This is a genomic window from Halorubrum sp. AJ67 (assembly GCF_000513435.1).
Map to the genome: position 1 here is coordinate 187,302 of NZ_CBVY010000003.1, position 6,081 is coordinate 193,382.

The following is a 6,081-nucleotide window of genomic DNA, read 5'->3' on the forward strand; positions in this document are numbered from 1 at the left end:
GTCCGACGCCGCGCTGACGGTCGGACTGGCCGCGCTCGGCGTCGGATCGCTCGCGCTCCTGATCGCGTATCCGGGCGACGACCCGCCGCTCGGGCTGTTGGTCGCGGGCCTGTTCGGGATCAACGGGTCGCTGATGACGCTCGCGTTCGTGTTTCGGGACGGGACGGAGTGAGGCCGGCGCTCCTCAGTTCGTGTTCCACGGTAGCACGAATCACAGCTCTCGGTCGCTCACAGGTTTCATCACCTTTTACAGCGTCTCGCGGGAAGGTCGGCGCATGGGTGACGACTACCGCACGGAGGAGGACAGCCTCGGCGAGATGCAGGTGCCGGCGGACGCCTACTGGGGCGCACAGACCCAGCGCGCCGTCGAGAACTTCCCGATCTCGGGGATCGGCATGAGCCGGCGGTTCGTCCGCGCGCTCGGCGTCGTCAAGAAGGCGGCGGCGCAGGCGAACCGCGACCTCGGGCTGATCGACGACGACACCGCGGAGGCGATCGTCGCCGCCGCCGACGAGGTGATCGCGGGCGAACACGACGAACAGTTCCCGGTCGACGTGTTCCAGACCGGCTCGGGCACCTCCTCGAACATGAACGCGAACGAGGTGATCGCCAACCGGGCGGCCGAGATCGCGGGCGCGGAGATCGGCGACCGCGTCGTCCACCCGAACGACCACGTCAACTACGGGCAGTCGTCGAACGACGTGATCCCCACGGCGATGCACGTCGCCGCGCTCGAAGCCGTCGAGAAGGACCTCGTTCCGGCCCTCGAAACGCTCCACGCCGAACTCGAAGCCAAGGAGACCGAGTTCGACGGCGTCGTCAAGACCGGACGCACGCACCTTCAGGACGCGACGCCGATCCGGCTCGGACAGGAGTTCAGCGGCTACCGCACGCAGGTCGCGAAGGGTATCGAACGCGCCGAGAACGCCCAGTCGAACCTCCGCGAACTCGCCTTGGGCGGCACCGCGGTCGGAACCGGTCTCAACACGCACCCCGAGTTCCCGGAGCTCGCCGCGGAGTACATCTCCGACGAGACCGGGACGGAGTTCCGCGAAGCCGAGAACCACTTCGAGGCGCAGGCCGCCCACGACGCGATGAGCGAGGGTCACGGCGCGCTCCGCACGATCGCCGGCAGCCTCAACAAGATGGCCAACGACCTCCGCTTGCTCGCCTCCGGTCCCCGGAACGGGCTCGGCGAGGTCGAACAGCCGGAGAACCAGCCCGGCTCCTCGATCATGCCCGGGAAGATCAACCCGGTCGTCGCCGAGTCGGTCAATCAGGTCCACAAGCAGGTCGTCGGCAACGACGCCGCGGTCTCGGCGGGCGCGGCGCGCGGCGAGATCGACCTGAACCTCTACAAGCCCGTCATCGCGCACAACTTCCTCGAATCGGCGGAGCTGCTCTCGAACGTCGCGGCGACGTTCGGCGAGCGCTTCGTCGCGAAGCTGGAGGCCAACGAGGAGTTCTGCGAGACGCGCGTCGAGCAGTCGATGGCGCTCGCGACCGCGTTGAACCCCGCGATCGGCTACGACAAGGCGAGCAAGGTCGCGAAGAAGGCGCTCGCCGAGGACAAGTCCGTCAAGGAGGTCGCCGTCGGCGAGGGGTATCTCACCGAGGAAGAGGCCGACGAGGTGCTCGACCCCGAGGCGATGACCCACCGCGTCATCCTCGGCGACGACGACTGAGGAGCCGCCCACCTCTTCGAGCCGCTTCGGGCTTGCCGGCAGCGGTGTCGGCTCTCGCGCCGCCAATCGCGCCGGATCGGCACCATTTAAGCCACCGTCGGTACCGATCCAACACGGATGAAACTTCACGAATATCAAGCGAAGTCTATCTTCGCGGACGCCGGGATCCCGATTCCGGACTCCCGGCTGGCGACGACCGTCGACGAGGCGCTCGACGCCGTCGACGAGATCGGCTACCCGGCCGCGATCAAAGCGCAGGTCCACGTGGGCGGCCGCGGCAAGGCCGGCGGGATCAAGATCGCGACCGACCGCGAGGAGGCCGAGCAGTACGCCGAGGAGATCCTCGGGATGGACCTCAAGGGGTACACCGTCGACTCCGTCCTCGTCGAGGAGGGCGTCGACTTCGTCGACGAGCTGTACGTCGGCGTCACGATGGACCGCGGCGAGGGGAAGCCGGTCCTGATGGTCTCGACCGAGGGCGGCGTGAACATCGAGGAGGTCGCCGAGGAGAACCCCGACGCGATCGCGCGCGAACACGTCGACCCCGCGTTCGGGCTTCACCCGTATCAGGCCCGGAAGGTCGTCTACGAGGCCGGCGTCGACGCCGATGTCGCGCTCGACGTGGCGTCGATCCTCTCGACGCTGTACGACCTCTACGAGGACAGCGACGCCTCGGAGATCGAGGTCAACCCGGTGATGATCACGAGCGACCGCGACGTGGTCGCCGCGGACGCCGTGATGAACATCGACGAGGACGCGCTGTTCCGCCAGCCCGAACTGGCCGAGATGGCCGAGGAGTCCTACGAGGACGACCTCGAACGGAAGGCCGGCGAGTACGGCTTCGATTACGTCCGCCTGTCGGGCAACGTCGGCATCATCGGCAACGGGGCCGGCCTCGTCATGACGACGCTGGACCTGGTCGACTACTACGGCGGGTCGCCCGCGAACTTCCTCGACATCGGCGGCGGCGCGAAGGCGGAGCGCGTCACGCAGGCGCTCGACATGGTGTTCTCGGACGAGAATGTCGACGCCGTCGTCTTCAACATCTTCGGCGGGATCACCCGCGGCGACGAGGTCGCCAAGGGGATCAACGAGGCCCTCGAAGGGTTCGACGAGATCCCGAAGAAGGTCGTCGTCCGGCTCGCCGGCACGAACGCCGAGGAGGGAATGGAGATCCTGAACACGGACCTCGTGGAGGTCGAGAAGACGCTGGAGGACGCGGTCCAGCGCGCGGTGAAGAACGCGGAGGAGGTGACCCAATGAGCATTTTCGTAGACGACGACACCAGAGTGGTGGTCCAGGGGATCACCGGCGGGGAAGGGAAGTTCCACGCCGGGCAGATGATCGAGTACGGCACGAACGTCGTCGCTGGCGCGGTGCCCGGCAAGGGCGGACAGGAGGTCGACGGCGTCCCCGTCTACGACACGGTCGACGAGGCCGTCGAGGCCGAGGACGCGGACGCCTCCGTGATCTTCGTGCCGCCGGCGTTCGCCGCCGACGCCATCTTCGAGTCGCTCGACACCGATCTCGATCTGGCGGTGGCGATCACCGAGGGGATCCCGACACAGGACATGGCGAAGGTGAACAAGCGACTGACCGAGACCGACACCCGCCTCATCGGCCCGAACTGCCCGGGGATCATCACGCCCGGCGAGGCGAAACTCGGCATCCTCCCCGGCAACATCTTCTCCGACGGCAACGTCGGGCTGGTCTCCCGTTCCGGGACGCTCACCTACCAGGTCGTCGACAACCTCACCGAGCGCGGACTCGGCCAGTCGACCGCCATCGGCATCGGCGGCGATCCGATCATCGGCACTTCCTTCATCGACGCCTTAGAGGCGTTCGAGGCCGACCCCGACACCGACGCCGTCGTGATGTGCGGCGAGATCGGCGGGGAAGACGAGGAGCAGGCCGCGAAGTTCATCGGCGAGCACATGGACACGCCGGTCGCCGGCTTCATCGCCGGCCGCACGGCACCGCCGGGCAAGCGGATGGGCCACGCGGGTGCCATCGTCTCCGGCTCCGGCACCGGGACGGCGCAGTCGAAGATCGACGCCCTCAACGACGCGGGCGTCCCCGTGGGCGACACCCCCGAGGAGGTCGCCGACCACGTCGAGGACTTCCTGTAGACGGCCACAGACCGCCGATCCGTCGGCGCGTCTCCCGCCCCGTTTTTCAATTTCGGTAGTCGGAGCGAAAGCTAAACCTACTGGTAGCGTAACACACGGACATGAACGCCGGTCCCGACGACTCGTCGGCGGAGACTGACTCGGCCGCGTCCGGCGCGTCGGGAGCGAGCGGCGACGGGCCTCGGCGAGTACTCCTCGTCGACGACGAGCCGGGGGCGGCCGACCTCGCGGCGACGCACGTCGAACGGCTCGTGGACGACATCGAGACCGTCATCCGGCTGTCGCCGGACGAGGGGCTCGACGTGGTCCGAAAAGAGTGCGTCGACTGCGTCGTCAGCGACTTCGACATGCCCGGGTCCAACGGGCTCGAATTCCTCGAATCGGTCCGCTCGATCGATCCCGGGCTCCCATTCGTGCTGTTCACCGGGAAGGGAAGCGAGGAGATAGCGAGCGACGCCATCTCGGCCGGCGTGACCGACTACCTCCAGAAGGGGGCCGGTCGGGACCGCTACGAGATGCTCGCGAACAGCGTCGCGAACGCCCTCGGCCGCCGGAAGGCCGAACGTGACCTCCGCGAAGTGAACGCGAAGGTCACGGCCATCCACCGGTTCGCGACCGACCTCGCTTCGGTCGAGGAGGTGTCCGCGGTGTTCGACCGCGTCATCGTCGCGGCCGAGGAGATACTGGAGTTCGACCGGTGCGTCGCCGCCCGTCGCCGCGGGGATCGGCTCGTCCCGACCGCCAGATCCGAGAGCGTCTCGCCGGACGAGATCCGCGCGTTCGATGTCGACGAGGGAGTTGTCGGCTACACGGCGAGAGAGCAGCGGACAGTTGTCGTCGACAACCTCAGCGTCGACCCGACGGACCCGGACGAGTTGGAGGACCCGGCGGACTCCGGCCGCTCGAACTCGGGGGGCCCGGACCACGACCGGGTCGGCCGGCGCGGCTCCATCGACACCGCGGCGGTCGCGGACCCGGTCTCTGACGACGTTCGCTCCGCAATCAGCGTCCCGATCGGTGAGTATGCGGTGTTTCAGGCCGTCTCGAACGGATACGCCGCCTTCGACGACCGTGATGTCGAGTTCGCGGAGCTGATCGCGTCGCACGCCGCGAACGCGATAGAGCGGATCGAGACAGAGACCGCGCTCAGAACCGAGCGCGACCGGCTCGCGGCGCTTTTCGCGAACCTCCCGCTGCCGATGGCGCGAACCGTCGTCGGCGAGGGGGGCGAGCGGACGCTCGCCCAGACGAACGAGGCGTTCGTCAACGCGTTCGGCTACGACGCCGCGGAGTCGAGCTACGAGACGGTCGTCGACGCGGTCGTCCCGCCCGACGCGACGGGGTTCGACCACGAACACCTGATCGCCGCCGGCGAACCAACGCGACTGGAGGTACAGCGGCGGACGACCGACGGGCTCCGGAGCTTCATCCTCCATGTCATCCCGGTCGTTCAGCCGGAGGAGTCGGTTGTCTACTCCGTGTATGCCGACATCGACGAGCAGAAGCGCGTCGAACGCGTTCTCAGGAAACTCCACGCGTCCACCCGCGAGATGTTCGGCGGCGAGGACAGAGAGGAAATTGCCGGACTGGCCGCCCGCGCGGCGATCGACATCCTCGGGTTCCCGAACAGCGGCATCCGACTGTACGACCCCGAGACCGACGTCCTCCGCCCGACGGCGATAAGCGAGGAAGCGACCGCGGCCTTCGGCGACCGACCCCCGTTCGGCCCGGAGGACGGCCGCGTCTGGGAGGCGTTCGACGCCGGCGAACCGGTCGTCGTCGACGACCTCGCCGCGGTCGACACCGCGGTCGGGTACGGCGACATCCGGAGCCTCCTCGTCGTCCCGCTCGGCGACCACGGGGTCATGCCGCTCGGCTCGCGCGAGCCGGACGCCTTCGACGAGACCGACCTCCAGTTGGCCCGGGTCCTCGCGGCGAACGTCACGGTCGCGCTCGATCACGCCGAGCGGACCGAGCAGCTGCGCGACCGCGACGCGGCGCTCCAGCGGGAGATCGACCGGTTGGAGAAGTTCGCCGCGCTGGTCTCTCACGACCTGCGGAGCCCGCTCAACGTCGCGGCCGGTCGGACAGAGATGGCGCGGTCACTGACCGACGACGAGGCCGTCCTCGCCGAACTCGACCGGGTCGAAGACGCCCACGACCGGATGACACAGCTGATAGCCGACCTCCTCGCGCTGGCTCGGCAGGGCCGGACGGTCGACGAGATAGAGCCCGTCCCGCTCGGCGAGGCGGCCGAGCGCGCGTGG

At 68.4% G+C, this 6,081-nt stretch carries 4 protein-coding genes; all 4 read left to right on the plus strand.

Going from position 1 to position 6,081, the window contains the following annotated elements; all coding sequences use genetic code 11:
• Positions 1-275 precede the first annotated feature (275 nt).
• Complete coding sequence (locus tag BN903_RS04535; protein WP_048076587.1) at positions 276-1,685, plus strand: aspartate ammonia-lyase; 1,410 nt, start codon at positions 276-278, stop codon at positions 1,683-1,685.
• A gap of 117 nt (positions 1,686-1,802) precedes the next feature.
• A complete protein-coding gene (gene sucC / locus BN903_RS04540) occupies positions 1,803-2,948 on the plus strand; it encodes an ADP-forming succinate--CoA ligase subunit beta (protein WP_048076588.1) in 1,146 nt (381 codons plus the stop codon).
• Positions 2,945-3,814 (plus strand): succinate--CoA ligase subunit alpha, encoded by an 870-nt coding sequence (sucD, locus tag BN903_RS04545; protein ID WP_048076589.1) that lies wholly within the window; start codon positions 2,945-2,947, stop codon positions 3,812-3,814. Before sucC ends, sucD begins: the two co-directional genes overlap by 4 nt.
• Positions 3,815-3,915: 101 nt before the next feature.
• Positions 3,916-6,081: GAF domain-containing protein (locus BN903_RS04550; protein ID WP_048076590.1), on the plus strand; the 2,166-nt coding region annotated here is incomplete at its 3' end.

Bases quoted from the DNA above. Each gene is read 5' to 3' on its own strand.
- sucC (WP_048076588.1), top strand. From the start codon at position 1,803: ATGAAACTTCACGAATATCAAGCGAAGTCTATCTTCGCGGACGCCGGG.
- BN903_RS04535 (WP_048076587.1), top strand. From the start codon at position 276: ATGGGTGACGACTACCGCACGGAGGAGGACAGCCTCGGCGAGATGCAG.
- sucD (WP_048076589.1), top strand. From the start codon at position 2,945: ATGAGCATTTTCGTAGACGACGACACCAGAGTGGTGGTCCAGGGGATC.